General features: G+C 62.7%; 12 protein-coding genes and 1 tRNA gene. 10 read left to right on the forward strand and 3 right to left on the reverse strand.

Annotated elements, in window-relative coordinates:
• Nucleotides 1-59 precede the first annotated feature (59 nt).
• The 6 genes from AC0L28_RS26740 to AC0L28_RS26765 all read left to right on the forward strand — a co-directional run bounded on the left by AC0L28_RS26740 (nucleotide 60) and on the right by AC0L28_RS26765 (nucleotide 7,083).
• Nucleotides 60-1,514, forward strand: a complete 1,455-nt coding sequence (locus tag AC0L28_RS26740; RefSeq protein ID WP_023800315.1) for a helix-turn-helix domain-containing protein — start codon at nucleotides 60-62, stop codon at nucleotides 1,512-1,514.
• A gap of 147 nt (nucleotides 1,515-1,661) precedes the next feature.
• Nucleotides 1,662-2,615 (forward strand): DMT family transporter, encoded by a 954-nt coding sequence (locus AC0L28_RS26745; RefSeq protein WP_473481238.1) that lies wholly within the window; start codon nucleotides 1,662-1,664, stop codon nucleotides 2,613-2,615.
• A 357-nt stretch (nucleotides 2,616-2,972) separates the two neighbouring features.
• The gene (locus AC0L28_RS26750) at nucleotides 2,973-4,070 is read left to right on the forward strand and encodes a polyamine ABC transporter substrate-binding protein (RefSeq protein WP_473481240.1); all 1,098 of its coding nucleotides are present in this window, start codon (nucleotides 2,973-2,975) and stop codon (nucleotides 4,068-4,070) included.
• 73 nt (nucleotides 4,071-4,143) lie between these two features.
• Entirely contained in the window at nucleotides 4,144-5,283 is a 1,140-nt protein-coding gene (locus AC0L28_RS26755) for an ABC transporter ATP-binding protein (RefSeq protein WP_023800318.1), read from the forward strand.
• A gap of 10 nt (nucleotides 5,284-5,293) precedes the next feature.
• Complete coding sequence (locus tag AC0L28_RS26760; RefSeq protein ID WP_023800319.1) at nucleotides 5,294-6,268, forward strand: ABC transporter permease subunit; 975 nt, start codon at nucleotides 5,294-5,296, stop codon at nucleotides 6,266-6,268.
• Nucleotides 6,265-7,083: an ABC transporter permease gene (locus AC0L28_RS26765; protein WP_023800320.1), complete on the forward strand. Its 819-nt coding sequence runs from the start codon at nucleotides 6,265-6,267 to the stop codon at nucleotides 7,081-7,083. The genes AC0L28_RS26760 and AC0L28_RS26765 overlap by 4 nt, the downstream gene beginning before the upstream one ends.
• 67 nt (nucleotides 7,084-7,150) lie before the next feature.
• Here AC0L28_RS26765 and AC0L28_RS26770 read toward each other — a convergent pair whose 3' ends face one another.
• The gene (locus tag AC0L28_RS26770) at nucleotides 7,151-9,001 is read right to left on the reverse strand and encodes an AsmA family protein (RefSeq protein WP_023800321.1); all 1,851 of its coding nucleotides are present in this window, start codon (nucleotides 8,999-9,001) and stop codon (nucleotides 7,151-7,153) included.
• 299 nt (nucleotides 9,002-9,300) lie between these two features.
• Here AC0L28_RS26770 and AC0L28_RS26775 point away from each other — a divergent pair, with 299 nt between their 5' ends.
• A complete protein-coding gene (locus tag AC0L28_RS26775) occupies nucleotides 9,301-11,283 on the forward strand; it encodes an acetoacetate--CoA ligase (protein WP_023800322.1) in 1,983 nt (660 codons plus the stop codon).
• Nucleotides 11,284-11,660: 377 nt separating this feature from the next.
• Here the strand turns inward: AC0L28_RS26775 and AC0L28_RS26780 are convergent, their stop codons facing one another.
• Entirely contained in the window at nucleotides 11,661-15,335 is a 3,675-nt protein-coding gene (locus AC0L28_RS26780; protein WP_023800323.1) for a PAS domain S-box protein, read from the reverse strand.
• Between the two features lie 254 nt (nucleotides 15,336-15,589).
• Here AC0L28_RS26780 and AC0L28_RS26785 point away from each other — a divergent pair, with 254 nt between their 5' ends.
• The gene (locus AC0L28_RS26785; RefSeq protein ID WP_023800324.1) at nucleotides 15,590-16,048 is read left to right on the forward strand and encodes a phasin; all 459 of its coding nucleotides are present in this window, start codon (nucleotides 15,590-15,592) and stop codon (nucleotides 16,046-16,048) included.
• A gap of 442 nt (nucleotides 16,049-16,490) precedes the next feature.
• Nucleotides 16,491-16,567, forward strand: a tRNA-His gene (locus tag AC0L28_RS26790).
• Nucleotides 16,568-16,821: 254 nt separating this feature from the next.
• Here AC0L28_RS26790 and AC0L28_RS26795 read toward each other — a convergent pair.
• A complete protein-coding gene (locus AC0L28_RS26795; RefSeq protein ID WP_023800326.1) occupies nucleotides 16,822-18,273 on the reverse strand; it encodes an acetamidase/formamidase family protein in 1,452 nt (483 codons plus the stop codon).
• Nucleotides 18,274-18,602: 329 nt separating this feature from the next.
• On the opposite strand from AC0L28_RS26795, the gene AC0L28_RS26800 reads away from it, so the two are divergent.
• Nucleotides 18,603-20,918: an acetamidase/formamidase family protein gene (locus AC0L28_RS26800; protein WP_473481244.1), complete on the forward strand. Its 2,316-nt coding sequence runs from the start codon at nucleotides 18,603-18,605 to the stop codon at nucleotides 20,916-20,918.
• Nucleotides 20,919-20,945 lie beyond the last annotated feature (27 nt).

Consider the following 20,945-nt stretch of genomic DNA (forward strand, 5'->3'; position numbering starts at 1 on the left):
AAAAGGCCGGCATGGCAGCGCCGCGCGGGAGTCATGTAAATTCTGTCAAGGACAGCCGAGTGGCCGATCAAAAGATCTTCGCCGGGCCGCGCATCCGCCGCATCCGCAGCGCCAAGGGCCTGACCCAGACGGCGATGGCCGAAGGTCTTGGCATCTCGCCGTCCTACCTCAATCTCATCGAGCGCAACCAGCGGCCGCTGACGGTTCAGCTGATCCTCAAGCTGGCATCTGTCTACAAGGTCGACCCGCATGAATTGCAGGGCGAGGCGAGGGGGTCGGTCACCGCCTTGAAGGAAGTGTTTTCAGATCCGCTGCTGGTCGGCGAATTGCCTGGCGACCAGGAGCTGATCGAGCTTGCCGAGGCGGCGCCCAACGCTTCCGCCGCGGTGATAAAACTGTTTCGCGCTTATCGCGAGCAGGCCGAGCGCCTTTCCGACCTCAACGAACTCCTGGCGCGTGAGGGCAAAGCGACGGCGCTGTCCGGCGCCCGCCTGCCGATCGACGAGGTGCACGAGATTTTCGAGCGCCGTCCGAACCATTTTGCCGCGCTGGAAGAGGAGGCCGAGGCATTCATTTCGGTGCTCGATCCCGGCGACGACCTGCTCGCTGCGCTGAAGGCCTGGCTGAAGCGCGAATACGGCATCGTCGTCAAGGTGCTGCCGGTCGCCACCATGCCGAACTGGCGCCGCCGCTACGACCGCCATTCGCAGCGTCTGTTCCTGTCCGAGCGCCTGTCGCCGTTCGACCAGTTGCGCGAGGTGGCGATGGAGGCCTGCCTGATCCGCATGACGGTCGCCGTGGCAAGCGAGATCCAGGCGCTGAAGCTGACCACGGATGAGGCCCGCCGGCTCGCCCGCTTCGAGCTTGGCCGCTACGCTGCCCACGCGCTGATGATGCCCTATCAATCCTTTCACGCAGCCGCCACACGCGCGCGTTACGACATCGACGTGCTGCGCTCGCGCTTCGGCGTCTCCTTCGAGCAGGCGGCGAACCGGTTGACCACGCTGCAGCGGCCGGGCACGCCGGGCGTGCCCTTCTTCATGCTCGAGGTCGACAACGCCGGCAACCGCTTCCGCAAGGCTGGCAGCCAGGGTTTTCCGCAGAGCCGCTTCGGCGGCGGCTGTCCAAAGCTTCCCGTGCATGCCGCCTTTACCCAGCCCGGCCAGATCTTCGTCGAGGCGGTGGAAATGCCCGACGGCGCCGAATTCCTCTGCGTCGCCCGCACGCTCGAGGGGCCGCAAGGCTCGTTTGCGGAGCGCCCGCGCCGTACCGCACTTCTGCTCGGCTGCGACATCGGCTTTCGTGACGAGATCGTCTACGGCGCGGCACTGCCGGGGCCGGCTGCCGCTGCGGCCGGAAAAGCCGGACAGGGCACAAGTCCGGCCACGCCGGTTGGCCCGGCTTGCCGGCTGTGCGAACGCATCGGCTGCCTCGCGCGCGCCGAGCCGCCGGTGACGCGCCCGCTCGGCCTCGACGAGATGGTGACCGGACTAAGCGCCTTCGATTTCCAGTGAGGTCCCGGCAGGCGACTGCCGTCTTTGCCACAACCATCGCTGCCCGGTGGACCACGCTCCGCCGCTGCCTTTGCGCTAGGCGAATGTGGCACGTTTCTGTCGTCCGCTGTGCATCGTGTTGCCTCGAAATCGCCGACAGTCGCAATCATGAGCGATATATCATCATCACCGTTAGCCGTTTCGCCTGTCGTCTCGCCGCGTGACGAGCGTGTCGGCTTCCTGCTGATTTTCCTGTCGGCGCTGATGTGGAGTTTCGGTGGCGCCATCGCCCGTTTCATCGACGCCGGAGACAGCTGGACGGTGGTGTTCTGGCGCTCGGTCTGGGCCGCCGCCTTCCTGATCTGCTTCATGGTCTGGCGCGACGGCTGGCACGGCACGGTGAGGTTGTTCCGCGGCATGGGCCTGCCCGGCCTTGCCGTGGCGTTCTGCTTCGCCACCGCATCGACCTCATTCGTCGTGGCGCTTGCCTACACCACTGTCGCCAACATCCTTTTGATGCAGGCCGGCGTGCCGCTCCTGGCGGCGCTGTTTGCCTGGGTGCTGTTTCGCGAACGGGTGGCGTTGGCGACCTGGGTGGCGATTGCCGCCGTCATTGCCGGCGTTGCCATCATGGTATCGGAATCGCTCGATGGCGCGGTGTCGCCCATGGGTGACGGCCTGGCGCTGCTTATCGCCGTGATGTTTTCGATCGCCACGGTCATCACGCGACGCTTTGCCCATGTGCGCATGACGCCGGCGACCTGCCTCGGCACGATGATTGCCGCCGCATTCGCGGCGTCGCAGGCATCGCAATTCGGCGTTTCCAGCAGCGACATGGGTTTCCTGTTTGCATTCGGCGTGGTCAATCTCGGTCTCGGCCTTGCCTTTTTCGCCACCGGCGCCCGGCTCGTTCCGGCTGCTGTCGCAGCACTGCTCGGCACTTTCGAGCCGATCCTCGGCCCGATCTGGGTCTGGCTCATCCATTCCGAGGTGCCGTCGGGACGCACCATCCTTGGCGGCACGGTCGTGGTCACGGCGCTGCTGGTCCATATCGGGCTCGAATTCAAGCGTCAGGCGCGACCCGTGCGGCCGGGTGTCACCGGCATGCCGTCGCCTAATTGATGCAGCGCACGCGCCAAAGCGAGATGAGCCATTGACAATGGCGCGGCCGCGCGGGCAGGCTGCAAATACGGCAACAACAAGACAGGCTCATCTTGCCAAGTCTCCCCTCCGGCCCGACCGAGACCGGACAACATCGTCGTATCCCTGCCCGCGCCGTGGCGAGAGCCTTTGACGGCGCCGGCATGCCACCTGGATCACGACAAAGGAACCGGGGGCTCGGCCGTTGCGCATCGAACTGCTGTCGCGTTGGCGGTTCGCGCTTGTCGCTTGTCGGAAAGCTCAATAATCTGAAGCAAACGCCCAGCCGCGCAGCCCCGCGACGTGCTGGCGATGGAACACTCATCAAAGGAGAGACGCATGATCCGCAAAGCATTCTGGCTTTCGGCGACCTCGGCATTTCTGGCGCTTTTCACCCTCGGCGCTCCTGCCCAGGACCGCGTCGTCAACGTCTATAACTGGTCGGATTACATCGACAGCTCGATCATCGAAGACTTCACCAAGGAAACGGGCATCAAGGTCACCTACGACACGTTCGATTCCAACGAGCTGCTTGAGACGAAACTGCTTGCCGGCGGCAGCGGCTACGACGTTGTCGTGCCGACCGCCAATTTCCTCGCACGCCAGATCCAGGCAGGGGTGTTCCAGAAGCTCGACAAGTCGAAGCTGCCCAACATTTCCAACATGTGGGACGTCGTTTCGGAGCGCACGACCAAGTACGATCCCGGCAACGAATATTCGATCAACTACATGTGGGGCACGGTCGGCCTCGGCTATAACGTCAAGAAAGCGCAGGAAGCGCTCGGCACCGACAAGATCGACAGCTGGGACGTGTTCTTCAACCCGGAAAAGCTGGCCAAGCTGAAGGATTGCGGCGTCTATGTCCTCGATTCTCCGAGCGACATCCTGCCGAACGCGTTCAAATATCTGGGCATCGATCCTGAGACCACGTCGCTGGACGATTTCGCCAAGGCCGAAGAAGTGATGCTGAAGATCAGGCCTTACATCCGCAAGTTCCACTCGTCGGAATATATCAACGCGCTGGCCAATGGCGACATCTGCCTGGCCGTCGGCTGGTCGGGCGACGTGTTCCAGGCGCGCGACCGTGCGACGGAAGCAAACCAGGGCGTTGAGATCGCCTATTCCGTGCCGAAGGAAGGCGCCGAAATGTGGTTCGACCAGATGGCGATCCCGGCCGACGCGCCGCATCTCGCCGAAGCTCATGAATTCCTGAACTACATAATGAAGCCGGAAGTCATCGCCAAGGCGAGCAACTACGTCTTCTACGCCAACGGCAACAAGGCGTCGCAGCAGTTCATCAACAAGGAGATACTTGAGGATCCGGCGATCTACCCGGACGAGGCGACGCTGGCGAAGTTGTTCACCATCGCTCCCTACGATTCCAAGACCCAGCGCGTCGTCACCCGCACCTGGACCAGGATCGTCACCGGGCAGTAAGCGACATCAACGACCCCGGCAGGTGCTGCCGGGGTCAAGTCCTTTTGGGGATAGAACGCAGGACGGAGTGGACATGAAATCGCTTGGCAGCATCCGCAGGGATTTCGCGCCGTGGAACGATCCTAACGCCAAGCCATATATCCAGTTCGACAAAGTGACCAAGAAGTTTGGTGACTTCACCGCCGTCAACAATTTGTCGCTGACGATCTTCGAGCGCGAGTTCTTTGCCCTGCTCGGAGCGTCGGGCTGTGGAAAATCGACGCTTTTGCGGATGCTCGCCGGCTTCGAGGAGCCGACCGCCGGCCGCATCCTGCTTGACGGCCAGGATCTGCACGGCATCCCGCCGTACCGGCGGCCGGTCAACATGATGTTCCAGTCCTATGCGCTGTTCCCGCATATGACGGTCGAAAACAACATCGCCTTCGGCCTCAAGCAGGACGGCATGCCGAAGCCCGGGATCGCGGCGCGCGTTGGAGAGATGCTGAAGCTGGTCAAGCTCGAGCAGTTCGCCAAGCGCAAGCCGCACCAATTGTCCGGCGGCCAGCGCCAGCGCGTCGCGCTTGCCCGTTCGGTCGCCAAGCGGCCGAAAGTGCTGCTGCTCGACGAGCCGCTGGGCGCGCTGGACAAGAAGCTGCGCGAGGAAACACAGTTCGAGCTGATGGATCTGCAGCAGTCACTCGGCCTCACCTTCGTTGTCGTCACCCACGACCAGGAAGAGGCGATGACCATGGCCGACCGCATCGCCATCATCGACAAGGGCGAGGTGATGCAGGTGGCAACGCCGGCCGAAGTATACGAGGCGCCGGGTTCCCGTTTCGTCGCCGGCTTTGTCGGCAACGTCAACATGTTCGAAGGCAAGATTGCGCATGGCGAGGCGGGTGCTGCAAGCATCGATGCCGGCAACGGCATCACCATCCGGACCGAGAATGCCGGCGATGCCGCAACTGGCGCGGCCGTCGCCTTCGCCATCAGGCCGGAGAAGATAAAGATATCGTCGACGAGACCGGCCGGCGCCGTCAACGCCATCGAGGGTGAGGTCTACGATATCGCCTATCTCGGCGACATGACCGTCTATCACGTCAGGCTGGACGATGGCCAGGTGGTGCGAGCGAGCACGATGAACGCGGCCCGCATCACCGAGGATCCGCTGAGTTGGAACGACCGTGCCTGGGTGTCTTTCCGGCCGGATGCCGGCGTCGTGCTGACGCGATAGGGGGGCGGCCATGTCGAATGCCGCTGTCACCGCCGCAACAAGCTCTCGAGCCACCGCTGCCGGAAAATCCGCCCTGGCCAGAACGGGAGAGGCCTTCGTTGGCCGTCTTGTCATCCTCATTCCGTATCTCTGGCTGGTCTTCTTCTTCCTCATTCCGTTCGTCATCGTCTTCAAGATCTCGCTGTCGCAGACCGCGATCGCCATACCGCCCTACACGCCGGTGCTCGGCTTCGGCGACGGCCTTGCCGTTTTCTTCGCCCAGCTGAATGAGCTCAGCATCGACAACTACACGTGGCTGACCCAGGACGCGCTCTACGTCAACGCCTATGTGACCAGCGTCATCGTCGCCGCCATCTCGACGGTGCTGACATTGCTTGTCGGCTACCCGATCGCCTACGGCATGGCGCGCGCCCCGGCGATGCTGCGCCCGACTTTGCTGATGCTGGTGATCCTGCCGTTCTGGACCTCGTTCCTGATCCGGGTCTACGCCTGGATCGGCATCCTCAAGCCTGAGGGGCTGCTCAATCAGCTGCTGCTCGCCACCGGCGTCATCAGCCAGCCGCTGATCATCCTCAACACCTATACGGCGATCTTCATCGGCATCGTCTATTCCTACCTGCCGTTCATGGTGCTGCCGCTCTATTCGTCGCTGGAAAAGATGGATTATTCGCTGATCGAGGCAGCCAAGGATCTCGGCTGCCCACCGACCAGTGCCTTCTGGAAGATCACCTTTCCGCTGTCGCTGCCCGGCGTCATCGCCGGCTGCCTGCTGGTGTTCATCCCCGCGGTCGGCGAGTTCGTCATTCCCGACCTGCTCGGCGGCTCACAGACGCTGATGATCGGCAAGACGCTGTGGAACGAGTTCTTCGCCAATCGCGACTGGCCGGTGTCTTCGGCCGTCGCCGTCATCCTGCTGTTGCTGCTGATCGTGCCGATCATGCTCTTCCAGCGGGCCCAGGCCCGCGCCCAGGAGCAGGACAGATGAACCCGACCTGGAGCCGCTTCAACATCACTTCGATCGTGCTCGGCTTTGCATTTCTTTACCTGCCGATCGTCCTGCTCGTCGTCTTCTCATTCAACGAATCGAAACTGGTCACCGTCTGGGGCGGCTTCTCGACCAAATGGTACGTCTCGCTGTTCCACAACCAGGGCCTCATGGACGCCACCTGGGTAACGGCCCGCGTCGCCGTCATCTCGGCCACCGTGGCGACCGTGCTCGGCACGCTGGCGGCTCTCACCTTGACGCGCTACACACGCTTCAAGGGCCGGACACTGTTTTCCGGCATGGTCTTTGCGCCGCTGGTCATGCCGGAAGTCATTACCGGCCTGTCGCTGCTGCTGCTCTTTGTCGCCGTCGGTCTCGACCGCGGTTTTGTCACCGTCACGCTTGCCCACATCACCCTGACCATGTGCTTCGTCGCCGTCGTCGTGCAGTCGCGCCTGATCACGTTCGACCGCTCGCTGGAAGAAGCCGCGATGGATCTTGGCGCGCCGCCGGTGAAGACCTTCTTCCAGATCACGCTGCCGGTCATCATGCCGGCGATCGTGTCCGGCTGGATGCTGGCGTTCACACTGTCGCTCGACGATCTGGTCATTGCCAGCTTCACTTCAGGGCCTGGCGCCACCACGCTGCCGATGAAGATCTACAGCCAGGTTCGTCTCGGTGTGACGCCGGAGATCAACGCCGCCTGCACCATCCTGATCGCGGTTGTGGCGGTTGGCGTCATCATCGCTTCGCTCGCCAACAAGCGGCGCGCGGTCCAGCGCCAACGCGATGAGCAGGCCGCTCAGCGGGGGTGACGAAAGGGGCGGCGCCAGCAAAGCCGGCAGGAAGTACTTCTGACGACGACCGCAGCAGCTTCGTTGCTTACTCGCCGGATACCCCGCGGCTTATCGGCGAAATGAACGGAGTGCTCCACGTTCCGCCGATGAAGAATGAAGACTGGTTGGGACCTTGGCTATTTGTCTGCGTGGCTGGCTGGTCCGCCTGAATGATGCCGCCGGACAGCGCCAGTCCGCGCCCGGCATAGGAGGCGATGCCGGAAAGCCAGATCTTGTACTTCGCCGAATTCGCTTCGGCCTTGTCGATCTTCGCCACACCGTTCGAAATGCTCGCCTTGAGTTCGGCCCCGTCGATCGGCAGTGTTCCGTCAGAGACATCGTCGAGCGCGAAGAACCCGCCCTGTTCATTGTGTTTGAGAAACGCCGGCAGGTTGAACCGGCTCAACGCGCCTTGGCCGAATTTCGCCGAAACCGAGCCGTCGGCATTTTCGAAAATGGAATCCCAGGTTCTGCCCGGCCCCTTGAGGATGACCGAAACGGTTCCCGTGCCGATCGGCACCAGTCGCGTCATTCCGGCTGCGGTGCCAAAAGCCCCGCCGTCGATGTCGGAGGCGAGCAGCCTGATCTCGACCTGCGTGCCTTCCGGCTTGCGGTCAAAACGAAGGCTGCTCTGGATGTTGCCGCCAAAGGCCGATGCATCGGAAATATCGAAGACGGCAAGACCGTTCTTGACCTGGGCAGCGGCGGCGACGTCGGCAAGCTGGATGGCGCCTGCGGTGGCCTGCGCTGCCGACAGTCTGAGATCGAGATCGATGCGGTCGGCGACGCTTATGTCGATTTCGCCGGGGCCAGCGCCGTTCGCGGGCGCCAGGGGTGCGAAGGCGGAGAGAAACGACCGCAGGTCGAGCGTCTCGAAGGCGAGCGTACCGGCGATCACCGGGCGCGCCTCGCCAAAGGAGAAATCCAGCGCACCCATTCCCGGATTGTCGTCCAGGGCGATCTCGGTGTTTTCGAATTTAATGCGGCCGGAGGTCGCCGTGAGCTTGCTGGAAACGGAAACCGAGCCAATTGCTGCGCCCGGCGCGATGCCGGCCCGCGACCATTCGAGCGCGCGCCTGAGCGAGGGTGCGGCAAATTTTGCCTGGCCGTCGAAATAGGCGTTCTCGGACATGCTGGCCACGCCGTCGAACGAAAAACTGGCAGGGGCCGCCTTGAAGGAAAGCGTCATCGGCGCCGCACCTCCGCCAAACAGCACCAGCGGGTTTGACGATGCGGCATCCACGGCGACGCTTTCGCCGCGCCAGATCCCGGTCGCCGACAGCGTCGCATTGCTGTTCATTGCGGCCCAGTTCGCCTGGCCGCTCAGGCTGCTCAGTATCTCAGCGTCCTTGCCATCGACGGAAGTCACCACGCGGCCGTTCCTGAACTCCACGGTGCCGAACGGATCAGCCGGCAGCTTGCTGAGGTCCGGCTTGGCTGGATTGGCGCTGACAACGGCGCGAGCGACGTCGATGGAACGGGTGATGCGCCCGCCCGAAGGCAGGGCGGGCAGGAAAAGTCCATGTGCTGCGCGTTGAACCCTGATCGTCGGCCGGATCAGCCGCGCCGTCGAGAACACCACATTGCCACGCAACGCCGCCATGGCGGAGAGATTGACCTCGACCCGTTCAGCCTCGATCACCGGCGGCGCGTCGGTCTCTGTCCATTGCGAAAGCGTCACGTCGGCCAGGATGGCACGGAAATTCGGCCAGACTTCGATCCGTGGCGCGCCGTCGATGGTGACCCTGAAACCGCTCCACGCACTCATTTCCCAGGCGATGCGGTCGCGCACGATACGGGTCGAGGCGACGAGCGGCAGGGCGGCAACGGCCAGCGCGATGACGAGCACGGCAGCGCCGATCGCCCATATTCCGCGCCGGATCAAAGGTGATGGCATGTCGCCCCGTATGCTTCCGTTCCGACAAAAAATCGCCCGACGGGTGTAACCCCAGTCGTTTACCTACGACTTAGGGCTGACGCATTTCAAGTCTTTATGGCCCAGCGATGGCATTTGCGCACATCCGCGCCGCCCGGCCGAACAAAATCTTGCTCTGCTGCGCTGCGATATGCATAAGCGATGCCAATGCATGTCGCCAAAATGCGCAACGTTTTTGGATAACGACATGATAATAACAAAAGTCTAAAGCGCGTCGCGTGAATCTCTTTAAGCGTAACGTGCTTTAAGGAGGAACGATCATGGCTGGCGACGCACCGCTCTGGATACCGACCAAAGACCAGATCGACGCGGCGCCGATGACCGCCTTCATGCAGGCCGCGGCGGCCGCAACCGGCGGGTTTTTTCCCTCCTACGGCGATCTTCATCGTTGGTCGATCGACGATCGCGAGGCGTTCTGGAGCCTGGTCTGGGACTTTTGCGGCATCGTTGGCGACAAGGGCGCCAGCGGGGGAATCAGTGGCGGCGAGCACGTGCTCGTCGATGGCGAGAAGATGCCCGGCGCCGCCTTCTTTCCCGACGCCAAGCTTAACTTCGCCGAGAACCTGTTGAAAAAAACCGGGCTCGGTGACGCCATCGTCTTTCGCGGCGAGGACAAGGTCGAGCGCCGGCTCTCCTGGAACGAGTTGCATGCGCTGACCTCGCGGCTGCAGCAGCTTTTCCTGTCGCTCGGGGTGAAAAAGGGCGACCGCATCGCTGCCATGATGCCCAATATGCCGGAGACGGTCGCGGCAATGCTGGCGGCAGCCTCGATCGGGGCCGTGTGGTCGTCCTGCTCTCCCGATTTCGGCGAGCAGGGCGTTCTGGACCGGTTCGGGCAGATCGAGCCTGTCGTCTTCATCGCGCCTGACGGTTACTGGTACAATGGCAAGGCGATCGAGGTTGCCGACAAGATCGCCGCCGTTGCGGCAAAGCTCGTCACCGTCCGCAAGATCCTGATCGTCGACTATCTCGGCACGTCGATCGATGTGGCGGCGATCATCGAGAAGGCGACTGCGCTGGACGAGGCGTTCTCATCCTTCGCTGCCAAGTCGGTCACCTTCGAACGGTTGCCGTTCGCGCATCCGCTCTACATCCTGTTTTCTTCCGGAACGACCGGCATTCCCAAATGCATTGTCCATTCGGCCGGCGGAACGCTGATCCAGCATGTCAAGGAAGAACGGCTCCACGCCGGCCTGCTCGACGGCGACCGCTTCTTTTATTTCACCACCTGCGGCTGGATGATGTGGAACTGGCTGGTCTCCGGCCTGGCGTCGGGCGCAACCCTTCTGCTTTATGACGGGTCGCCCTTTTACCCTGACGGCAACGTGCTGTTCGACTTCGCCGACGCAGAGAAGATGACCTATTTCGGCACCTCGGCCAAATTCATCGATTCCGCGCGCAAGGCCGGCCTCAGGCCGATCAACACGCACGATCTTTCCAGCGTGCGCACGATCTCCTCCACCGGCTCGCCACTGTCGCCGGAAGATTTCCGCTTCGTCTATGACGGCATCAAGAAAGACGTGCATCTCGCCTCCATCTCTGGCGGCACCGACATCGTCTCCTGCTTCGTGCTCGGCGTGCCGACCCAACCGGTATGGATCGGAGAGATCCAGGGACCCGGCCTCGGCCTCGCCGTCGATGTCTGGGACGACGACGGCCAGCCGCTCAGGCAGGAAAAGGGTGAGCTCGTCTGCACCAAGGCGTTCCCGGCGATGCCGATCGGCTTCTGGAACGATCCCGAAGGCAAGAAATACCACGCCGCCTATTTCGAGCGCTTCGACAATGTCTGGTGCCACGGCGACTTCGCCGAATGGACCGCCCATGGCGGCCTGATCATCCACGGCCGTTCCGACGCGACGCTCAACCCGGGCGGTGTGCGGATCGGCACGGCGGAAATCTACAATCAGGTCGAGCAAATGCCGGAAATCCTGGAAGCGCTGTGCATCGGCCAGGATTTCGACAATGATGTGCGGGTCGTGCTGTTCGTGCGGCTGGCGGCCGGCGTTGAACTCGACGCCGAGCTGGAAAAACGCATCCGCGCGAAAATCCGCAGCGGCGCGAGCCCGCGCCACGTGCCGGCTAAAATCGTCGCCGTCGCCGACATTCCACGCACCAAATCGGGCAAGATCACCGAGCTTGCGGTGCGCGACGTGGTGCATGGCCGCGCCGTCAAGAACAAGGAGGCGCTGGCCAATCCCGAAGCGCTCGAGCTGTTCCGCGACCTGCCGCAGCTGGCCGATTAGTTTCTCGAGGTCCAGGACATGCGATCCGTCACGCGTTCAAACGGAGCCGAGCATGGTTAACGAAATATCTCGCTCGAATTTACCTAGATTTCATGAGTGGTACACATCGGTAAATTTTTCGCGGTGCCGGTAAGGTTTTGTTAAGGGCCGACATCGATAGTCGTGCGTAACTTGAGGGAGAAATCCCGTTCCTCTAAATCCCAAGAGGATCTGAATTCGCTCAAGCCCCCGATGTACAGCAATCGATCATTCAAGGCGTCCTGTTGGACGCCTTTCTTTTGTGTGCCGAGCATGAGCCAAAGTGGACACCGGTTTGGGAAAATCCGATGCAAACAAAGAGATAGCGCGGCGACACGGACGACTGAAGATCCGCTGCCCTAATCCGCCAGCACGCGGGTCGACGGGAAGGCGACTTCGACCAGGGTGCCCTCGCCGGGTGTCGAGTTGATGGTGAACCGGGCCCGGTTCGCCTCGACCATGGCCTTGGTCAGCGGCAGCCCGAGACCGGTGCCGTCGCCGCGCCCGCGCTTAAGCGCGTTGAGCTGCTTGAACGGTTTGAGCGCCTGCTCGATCTCGGACTGGCTCATGCCGATTCCGGTGTCGCGCACGCGCATCACCACGTCGCCGGAGTTCTCGTAGGCTGTCGATACGATCACCTGGCCGCCGGCCTGCGTGTAGCGGATGGCATTCGACAGGATGTTCAGCGCGATCTGGCGCACGCTGCGCAGATCGGCCACCACTTCCGGCAGCCGGGAGGCGAAGCTGGAGCGGATGATGACGCGTTCGCGGTTGGCTTGCGGCTGCATCATCGCCACCGTCTCGGCCAGCGTGTCGTTGAGCGACACTGCCTCATAGGCCATCTCCTGCTGGCCGGCCTCGATTTTCGAAATATCGAGCAGATCGTTGACCAGGTCGAGCACATGGTTGCCCGACCGGTTGATGTCGCGCAGATAGTCGCGGTAGCGGTCATTGGCGACCGGTCCGAACTTCTCGTCGACCATCAGTTCGGAGAAGCCGATGATGGCGTTGAGCGGCGTGCGGATTTCGTGGCTGATGCGGGCGAGGAAGTCGGTCTTCTGCGAGGAAGCGCGCTCGGCCACGGCGCGCGCCTGGGTCAGATCCTCTTCGGCCCGCTTCCACTGGGTGATGTCGCGCACCACCGCGCAGAAACCGCTGTCGTTGGGCAGCCTGCCGATGGTCATGAACAGCGGAATGAAGCGCCCCTGCGCCTCGCGTCCGATCACCTCGCGGCCGTCGTTGAGCACGCTCGCCACGCCGGGCTCGGACAATCCGTCGAGATAGTCTCGCGCGGCGCGCTGGCTTTCGATCGCGAACAGCGAGACGAAGGCTTTTCCGGTCACCTCGTCGCTGTCGAAACCGAACAGCGCCTCCGCCGGTCGGCTGATCGAGCGGATCGTTCCGTCTCGGCCGATCAGCACGACGCCGTCGGTCGCGGTGTCGATGATGGTGCGCATCTCGGCAATGCGCGCCTTGAGCTCCGAAGTGTCCGGCTGCGTCTGGTCGTCGGCGGCACCTGCTGCCTCGTCGTCGCCGGAACGGCGCACGACCAGCATCAGCGCCTTGCCGCCACGCCATGGCACCGAGCTCAAAATGGCCTCGATCGGGAACTCCTGACTGTCACGCGTCTTCAACCGCAGCGCGTGGTCGGTTCCATCGGAGGCGCTGCCGTCGTAAGGATCGGCAAACAGCGCGTCGAGGCCACCGGCATCCTCCAACTGGTCGAGCGTGTCATAGCCGGTCAGGCTGAGGAATTCCTCGTTCGCATAGTGAAGATCGTCGCCGGAATGGATCAGCAGCGGCACCGGCAGCTTGCCGAGGATCGAAATGTCCGGAGCCTTGTTGTCGTCCGCGGTCGAAAAAGCCGACGGCACGAACCCTTCGAGCTTGAGCGGCGGCACCGGCAGGCGCGGCCGCTCGACCGTCGCCGGCTCGACGTCGCCGGCATCGCCGATGCCATCGGTTGGCGAACCGGTTTCGCCGTCATCAGGCCGCGCCCAGTCCTCGCTGTCTTCTGCATCGCGGAAATCGGCGGCCGTCATGCTGTCGGCGTCTTCGGCGATCGATCGACTGGCGGCGTCGGTGGGCTCAGCGATCTCCTGCGCCGGTTTGCCCGGCTCGGAGACCGGCGCACCGTCGCCATCGTCGGCGACATGGTCCCGGTCGGCATAGTCGAGCAGCGAGCCTGAGAGGTCGGACACGGTTGCTTGCGGCTCCTCACCGTCGAGCCTTGCGACATCCTTCTCGTCTTCGACATCGGTTTCGGTCGGTTCCGCCGCAGCCGGCTCTGCCGCAATTGCGGCAGCGGGCTGTTCGGTCGGGGGATTGTCCTTCTTGAGCCGCTCGCCGATCTCACGGAATGCACTGCGTTCCAGCGTCGACAGGCCTTTGTCGTTGGCCGGCTGCCTGTGCTCCGCCAACCGGATCACCTTGTCGGCTAAGCGCCGCTCCGGCTTCGGCACGATGGTCAGCGCCGGCACCTCGCCTTGGAACGGGTCGGTTTCGTCAGGCGTTTTGGCGACTTCCGGCTCGACGGCCACGGGGACGTCGGCATTGGCGACAAGCGCCATGCCGATCGCTTCCGGATCGACCACCGCATCGCCGGTGCGAGCAACGCCGAAACCGCGAAAGCCTTCGAAGGCACGGCTGCGGCCGTAGACGGGCAGCGCCGCCAGGTCGACGGGTATCTTGAAATCGGTGCCGGCGACCGGCCACAGCACCGAGCGGCCGGACCAGGTATCGCGTCGGTCGAGCAGGCCGGCGATGTCGCCGCTCGCATCGAGGTCGAAGGTGGCCGCGACGTCCCTGAAGCGCCGGCCGATCACATCGGCGGCAGGCTTGCCGACGAGTTCCGCGAATTCCGGCGACAGCGCACTGAATCTGCCCTCGGCGTCGGTGCGCCAGACGAAACGCAGGGGCGCCGCCGCGCGGTCGATCGAGGGGATGGCATTTTTGACCGGGGAGGCGGCCCTGACGGCATTTTGTGCGAAGCTTTCCGCCGAAGCATCCGCCTCGACAGGACCGGATGCATCCGGTCCCGGCTTTTGCGCCTCCTCCTCGCTGGCGCTGAAATACCAATGGTCATGCTGTGGAGGTATCCCGCCGGCCGCTTCCGGACCCTGCTCGGTTGAATCAGGCGCAGTTGAATGAGATCCGGTCGAATCGAGCCCAGTGGAATCGGGCCCACTGGAATCGGGAACATCATGCTCCGCCGACAGCGAAGTGTCTTCGTCGGCTGCCGCAACTGTCTGCACTGCCGCAGCCGTTTTCGCGACTGTTGCCGGCGGGTTGTCCTGTTGTGCTTTTGGCGGGACTGCGGCATCGGCCGCCGCCCCTGCGCTGAGCACGCCAGCAGGGGCTGCTTCGGAGTCCAGCTGGTTCTCGTCGATCACCACCAGCAGGTGCCGCTCGTCAGTCAGCCGGGCGAGGCCGGCGGGGTAGGAAGCGGTGCCGCCAGGAACGAGGCGTTTGACGACGCGACCGCTCTCGTTCGCAACATCGGCGACAAGCGCTGTCAGCGTTTCGGGCAGGATGCCGAGTGCCGAAAAACCATCGGAAGCGGCCTCTATGTTGCCGTTGGCATCGACGAAGGCGATGAAATGACCGTCTTCGGTAAAGCCGCCGATGGCCCGAGCGGCAAGCTCGGCGGCGCTGCGCGAGCCGGTCTGCGTCGCCGGCACCGCCAGCATGATGGCGTTTTCGCCGTCAGGCATTGTCACCGCGCTGGCCAGAAAGCCAACCGCGCGGCTGGTCAGCCCGGTTGCCAGCCGCACCGTGATGGCGCGGTCGCGGCCGATCTGTGGAAAACCGCTTGTCGCCATGATCTGGCGCCTGGCGATCGGCGGCAAGCCGGCCGAGGCGCCGATGATCGCCTCGATGTCGGGGTAGCCGAACACCGCTGCCCCTGGTCCGTTGGCCCAGATCACCTGTTCGAGGTCTGCCGACAAAAGAGCGATCGCGTCGCCGGCGGCAAAGCGCTGGCGGACCGCGTCGAGCACGGCGACGTCGAGGAAGGAGTAGTTTTCAGACGGCATGCGCTTTGGGAACCCTTACGAAGCGGGCAGTTTGCAGTTAACGCTTTGTTAATAAAAGCCGACGGCGCGAAGGTCCACAAGCCATAGCGTGCAACCGCCGGAATCTCTGGGCGCGTGGTTAACGCTGGGAGAGAAAATTTATGGTGCGCTGCAACAAAGATATTGCAATGCACAAGATTTGCCTTTATATTGCCATCATACATGAACGAGACGGCTTTCCTATCGAAGCCGCTACCCCTGCAAAGGATGGAAAATTGTCCAGGACCAAGACCGCTGATACTATCGAAAACGTTGAATTCCCGAGCTTCGACGCTTCCAAGGCCACCGACCAGATCCGTGCTTTCGCCGAAAAGGGCGTCGAGCAGTCGAAAGAGGCCTATGCCAAGCTGAAGACCGGCGCCGAAGAGACCCAGAAGGCCCTTGAGTCCACCTTTGAGACCGCCAAGACCGTTTCCAACGACCTGTCGCTCAAGACCATTGCCGCTCTGCGCGCCAATACTGAAGCCGGCTTGTCGCATTTCGAAGCTCTGATCGGCGCCAAGTCGCTGTCGGAAGTCGTCGAACTGCAGACCGCATTCCTGCGCAAGCAGGTCGAGATGACTGTCGAGCAGGCAAAGGATTTCCAGACCGTCGCCTCCAAGGCGGCCGAGGACGTCTCCAAGCCGCTCAAGACCGCCTTCGAGAAGGCGATGAAGGAAGTTAAGATCGCCTAATATTTGCGCATAGTTCGAAGATGCAACAAAAGGTCGCATTTCTTCGAACAGGATTATGTGAGATATAGTGGTCCAAGCGAATATCCGGCGGGTGGAACCTCCTCCCTCTGCTCTCCGGGATGACCAGCCAGCACCTCCTCCCGCTGGCTCGGAACAGGAAAAGGCCGGCACCTCCTCCCGCCGGCCTTTTTCTTTGCCCGGCGAATATGATGTCGGTGCCGGAGCACCCTTTGCCTACAGCGCCGGGCGCCTTCCTGGACGCGCAAAGAACGCTGCGGAACCCTGGGATTTTGCGCATGATCCCCAGCGAAATCGATTCTGATTTTCCGGGCCATGCGCGGCCAAAAGCCTTGAATTAAACTCCGATAGCCCGTATGGACGCATCGCCGAACGACAGAGCGGGTCTCAGAGGATGAACGTTCCATCCCGCTCAGGCGAACGTGCCGTTGTAGCTCAGATGGTTAGAGCGCCGGATTGTGGATCCGGAGGTCGCTGGTTCGATCCCAGCCAACGGTACCATTGGTGCACGGTCGCCTTCTTCGGTTTCGGTCGCTTCTCTTGGCTACAGATGTCCGTTCTTACGGAGGGACCGGTCGGTGCCCCGCTTGGTTCGGATTCCTGATGCATGTTGCGCAAAAGCATGCCCTCGGGCCTGACCCGAGGGTGCGCAGCGTAAAGCGCGTCGCATGAATTCCTTCAAACGCGACGCGCTTTAGCCTTTGTCGAGCTTCCGAGTAACGGCGAAGTGATGCGAGATTTAGTTACCCACCATCTCAGGCGACACGTGCGGCGAAGATGTCCTTCTTCACCACCGCATGCACCCCCCAGTTTCCATCGACGACCTGGGTGATGCCGAAGTCTACTCCGATCGACATCAGGGAAATCGCCTCGTCCTCTGTCAATCCTTTGGTTGTCATGAGGAAGTGGCGCATCTTCCGGAACGCATCGCGCAGCGCTCTGTCGACAGACGACTTCGAATAGATGTCGCTCTGAGCGCTCGGTCCTAGTTCCTCAAGATAGTTGGCGTAGGAAAACCCATGCACCAGCCAGTCCGTTTGCGTCTCGAGCATGGGGTAATTGAGCTCCTCGAGCGGTGTGCCGGCTAGGTCCGCTTTCTTGTGCAAGATGAGCTGGAACGTGCCGGTGAGCGAGCATTCGATCGCCGTCCCGCATAATTCGCTGTCGCCTTGGCTGGCATGGGGATCACCGACCGAGAGCAGCGCGCCGTCGACGGAGACCGGATAATACATCGTGGCGCCCTTGCCGATGCGCCAGTTATCGATGTTGCCGCCGGTGTAGCTCGGCGGGATGGTGTCTACGACGTCCGCTTCTTTCGGTGCCAGTCCGATCGTGCCAAAATGCGGGCGAATGGGCAGTCTCACGCCCTTCAGCACATCGTAGTTTCGTTTGGTCAGGCTGTGGTCGACCGGAACCCCGGGATAGTCGATCGTGTCATGCCTGACGCCAAACGGGTCAGTCTGCGGCACCCATTGGAAATTGTAGACCGCTTCGGCCCAGCTTTTGCCGCCGGCAACGTCGACCTCGTAGATGGTGACGACCTCGCGCTTGGTGCCGTCAAGCAGGTCATTGTAGTGGAAGCCCCAATTGGCCGCCGCGTTGGAGCCATATGATTTGCCGCTGAACTTGGGATTGCCAGAGGGACGCGGCCCGCAATCGAGAATCCGCACCTCTAATATGTCGCCCGGCTCCGCGTTGCGGACATAGACCGGGCCGGTCATGATGTGCACGCCCTGCCCCTCACCAGAACCTTTCTTGTACTTGGCCGGGTCGGTAGGGCCGGCACCGCGGCGGTCGACGCCCTTCTTCTCTTTCGTCCAGAGATAGACGCTCTCTGCACCCTCGTCGCCGTCAACCATGCGCTCCAGGTCATCGCCCGCATGGTGGGTGAGCGACTCGATCGTGACGATGTCGCCGGAATTGACCTCGATGCGCGGCTTCAGTGATTTGCTGAAGTAGCCCCAATGCACGGTCTCGGCGTTGGCCGGCAAATAATGATAGGCGCGTTGTGCAGGCAGCTTCGATGACGTGGCCTGCGCCAGTGCGGGTGTGACCAGCGAGATGCCACCGGCGCCCAGCGTGGCCAGACCGCTGGCCGCGAACAGGCCCCCCTTCAGAAAGCCGCGTCGCTCGGCATTTAGATCTTGCTTCAACTTGTTATAGTGAAGCTCGAAATGCGGACAGCTGATATCATCGCCTTTGCACATGAACAGTCCCCTTGTTTTTGTTGGAAGGAATGTGCGCGATTTTATGCATCACGCGCGCCATCGGCAATCCAGCCAGCCGGCCGCGAAATCAATGCATCGCGCTGTTGCCTAAATAAATACGGGTCAATTCAATGGCTTACGCTCACGCCGGCAAGACCGGCGAGCTTGAGCTCCGCCTGGTGACAGGGTAAAGTCAAGAGATTGTTCGCATGCGCACAAATACTGTCGCCGGCGTCGCGCTAAAGTGAATCTCGGCGGGCGGGTCGCCTGATGGACGTAACGCGCCCCGGAAAGGCCGCTGCAGTATGCAACAAGGACCCTCTTCTCTTATGGTTGCGGCTCTGCGATCGATCGACCATCTGCCCCTCGAACACCGCGACAAGGCGTGGCTCGACTGGTTTGAGGAGCTTTCGCTTTCCGCGTCTGTCGACGACCAGCCGATCCCGAGAGGCACCATGCACCTGCGGGCAGCGAACGCCACCACGCGCCTCGCCGACGTCTCTGGTACACCCCAGCGCATCGTGCCGATGCGCCGGGACCACGGGATTCTATTCGCTCTCATCGTTGCTGGGCGCGGGCGTCTTGTCGCCCCGCACCAGGCGTTCGATCTCGCTGACGGCGACATGATGGTGCTCGGCACGGCCGACGACTGGTCTATGACCTTTCGCAGTGACTTCCGCGCGTTCATACTTCAGGCGGCCGCCGGTCCGCTGGGAGCACGGCTGGGCCGCAGCGGCATCCGCTTGCCGAAGGTGCTAGGCAGCACCGTCGTCGCTGCGGTTGCGAAATCCGCATTGCGAACGCTGGGCTCCAATCTCGAGACTTCCGGTGCGGCCGATCTGACAGCCGCCGAAGTGGCTTTGACGGAACTCGTGGCAAGCGCCCTGCTTGGCGAGGTACGCGAGCCCGCTGGCAGCCTGACCGGGGTGCAAACGGCGCATTTCAGGCGCGTCGCGGCGACGATTGACGCCCGGCTGTCGGACCCGGATCTGGCCTTGGCCCTGATCGCGAGACTGGAAGGGCTTTCCATACGCTACGCGCAAAAACTGTTCGAGGGGCGCGGCGAAAGCTTCTCCGAATATGTGCGCCAGCAGCGCCTCGAACATTGCCGCATCGACCTGGCGGATCCCAACCATGCACATGAAAGCGTGGCCGCGATCGGACAGCGCTGGGGCTTTCGCGATCAATCGCATTTCAGCCGCACTTTCGGCGCGACGTTTGGAATGAGTCCCAGGCAGGTGAGGCGCGCTAGGTCGCAGACGGAGGAAGCTTATCCGCTGCGAGGCAAACCGGACGGCCGCAAGTCGGCGGCGGCGCGGCCGGCCCCGATGCTGCGGGCCGCTGTGGATCGCCCACCAACGGCAAGAGCCCGCGAACGCACGGACCATTGGCATTTGCCAGCAACAGCGGAGACCGTGCATTGGGGCTTTTTCAGCCGCTCGCTGCCTCCGGTGTTGCGCGTCGATCCGGGCGATTCAGTCACCGTTGAGACACTCACTCAGCACGCGGGCGACGACTGGCAGCGGATGGTGGCGGGTGACAGCGGGGCTGAAAGCGTGTTCGATTGGTCACCCGAACACAAGCGCGTCGACCGTCGCGGGGCCGGTCCGGCAAACGCTTCCATCTTCGGGCGCGGCGCTGGCGAGGGGTTCGGCGTTCACATCATGACTGGCCCGATCTATGTGCGCGGCGCCGAGCCCGGCGACGTGCTCGAGATCGAGTTCGTCGAAATTCGGCCACGGCCGAGCGCTGCCTTTCCCGGCAAGGCCTTCGCATCGAACGTATCGGCGTGGTGGGGGTATCAGTATCACGACCTTCTGGACCGGGATGCCAAACGCGAAACGGTGACTATCTTCGAGATCGACATGCGGTGCCCGGCCGCAGCGCGGCCGCTGTACAGCTACGAATGGCAGCCGCAGACCGACCCCTTCGGCGTTGTCCACGCGACGATCGACTATCCTGGCATACCCGTCGACCACAGCAAGGTTTCGCATCGCGACTTGAGTGGTAGCGGCGTGCGCATACCGGCGCGCCTGCATTTCGGGTGCATCGCGGTGGCTCCGCGCGAGGCCGACCTGGTCGATTCCATCCCGCCGGGCTATTTCGGCGGCAATATCGACAATTGGAGGATCGGAGCCGGCGCGAAGCTTTATTTGCCCGTTGCGGTTCAGGGCGCACTGCTCTCGCTCGGCGATGGGCATTTCGCGCAGGCGGACGGCGAGATCAACGGCACGGGTCTTGAGTGTTCGCTGACCGGCGACATCATCATCAAGCTGCACAAGGCGGGCGAAGTGTGCCCGGCTTTCCTGCGCGGTCTCAACTCGCCGCTCATCGAAACCGAGCACAGCTGGGTGATACAGAGTTTTAGCCATCCCAACTACCTCAGGGACCTCGGCAGCAACGCGCAGTCGGACGTCTACAAGACATCCACCATCGAGTTGGCGCTGCGCAACGCCTTCCGCCAGACGCGCCGATTCATCATGCAGACATACGATCTCACGGAGGACGAGGTGTTGAGCATCATGTCGCTTGCCGCCGACTTCGGCATTACGCAAGTCGCCGACGGAAATTTCGGCGTGCACGCCACGATCACCAAGGCCGTGTTCGGCGAGCGACAGCACAGCCAGCGTACCGCTCGCCCCTGACCACCCATGATCAGAGATCACGCAGCG

It is taken from the genome of Mesorhizobium sp. WSM4847 (genome assembly GCF_055811335.1).

Bases quoted from the DNA above. Each gene is read 5' to 3' on its own strand.
- AC0L28_RS26745 (WP_473481238.1), top strand. From the start codon at position 1,662: ATGAGCGATATATCATCATCACCGTTAGCCGTTTCGCCTGTCGTCTCG.
- AC0L28_RS26750 (WP_473481240.1), top strand. From the start codon at position 2,973: ATGATCCGCAAAGCATTCTGGCTTTCGGCGACCTCGGCATTTCTGGCG.
- AC0L28_RS26755 (WP_023800318.1), top strand. From the start codon at position 4,144: ATGAAATCGCTTGGCAGCATCCGCAGGGATTTCGCGCCGTGGAACGAT.
- AC0L28_RS26760 (WP_023800319.1), top strand. From the start codon at position 5,294: ATGTCGAATGCCGCTGTCACCGCCGCAACAAGCTCTCGAGCCACCGCT.
- AC0L28_RS26765 (WP_023800320.1), top strand. From the start codon at position 6,265: ATGAACCCGACCTGGAGCCGCTTCAACATCACTTCGATCGTGCTCGGC.
- AC0L28_RS26770 (WP_023800321.1), bottom strand. From the start codon at position 9,001: ATGCCATCACCTTTGATCCGGCGCGGAATATGGGCGATCGGCGCTGCC.
- AC0L28_RS26775 (WP_023800322.1), top strand. From the start codon at position 9,301: ATGGCTGGCGACGCACCGCTCTGGATACCGACCAAAGACCAGATCGAC.
- AC0L28_RS26780 (WP_023800323.1), bottom strand. From the start codon at position 15,335: ATGCCGTCTGAAAACTACTCCTTCCTCGACGTCGCCGTGCTCGACGCG.
- AC0L28_RS26795 (WP_023800326.1), bottom strand. From the start codon at position 18,273: ATGTGCAAAGGCGATGATATCAGCTGTCCGCATTTCGAGCTTCACTAT.
- AC0L28_RS26800 (WP_473481244.1), top strand. From the start codon at position 18,603: ATGGTTGCGGCTCTGCGATCGATCGACCATCTGCCCCTCGAACACCGC.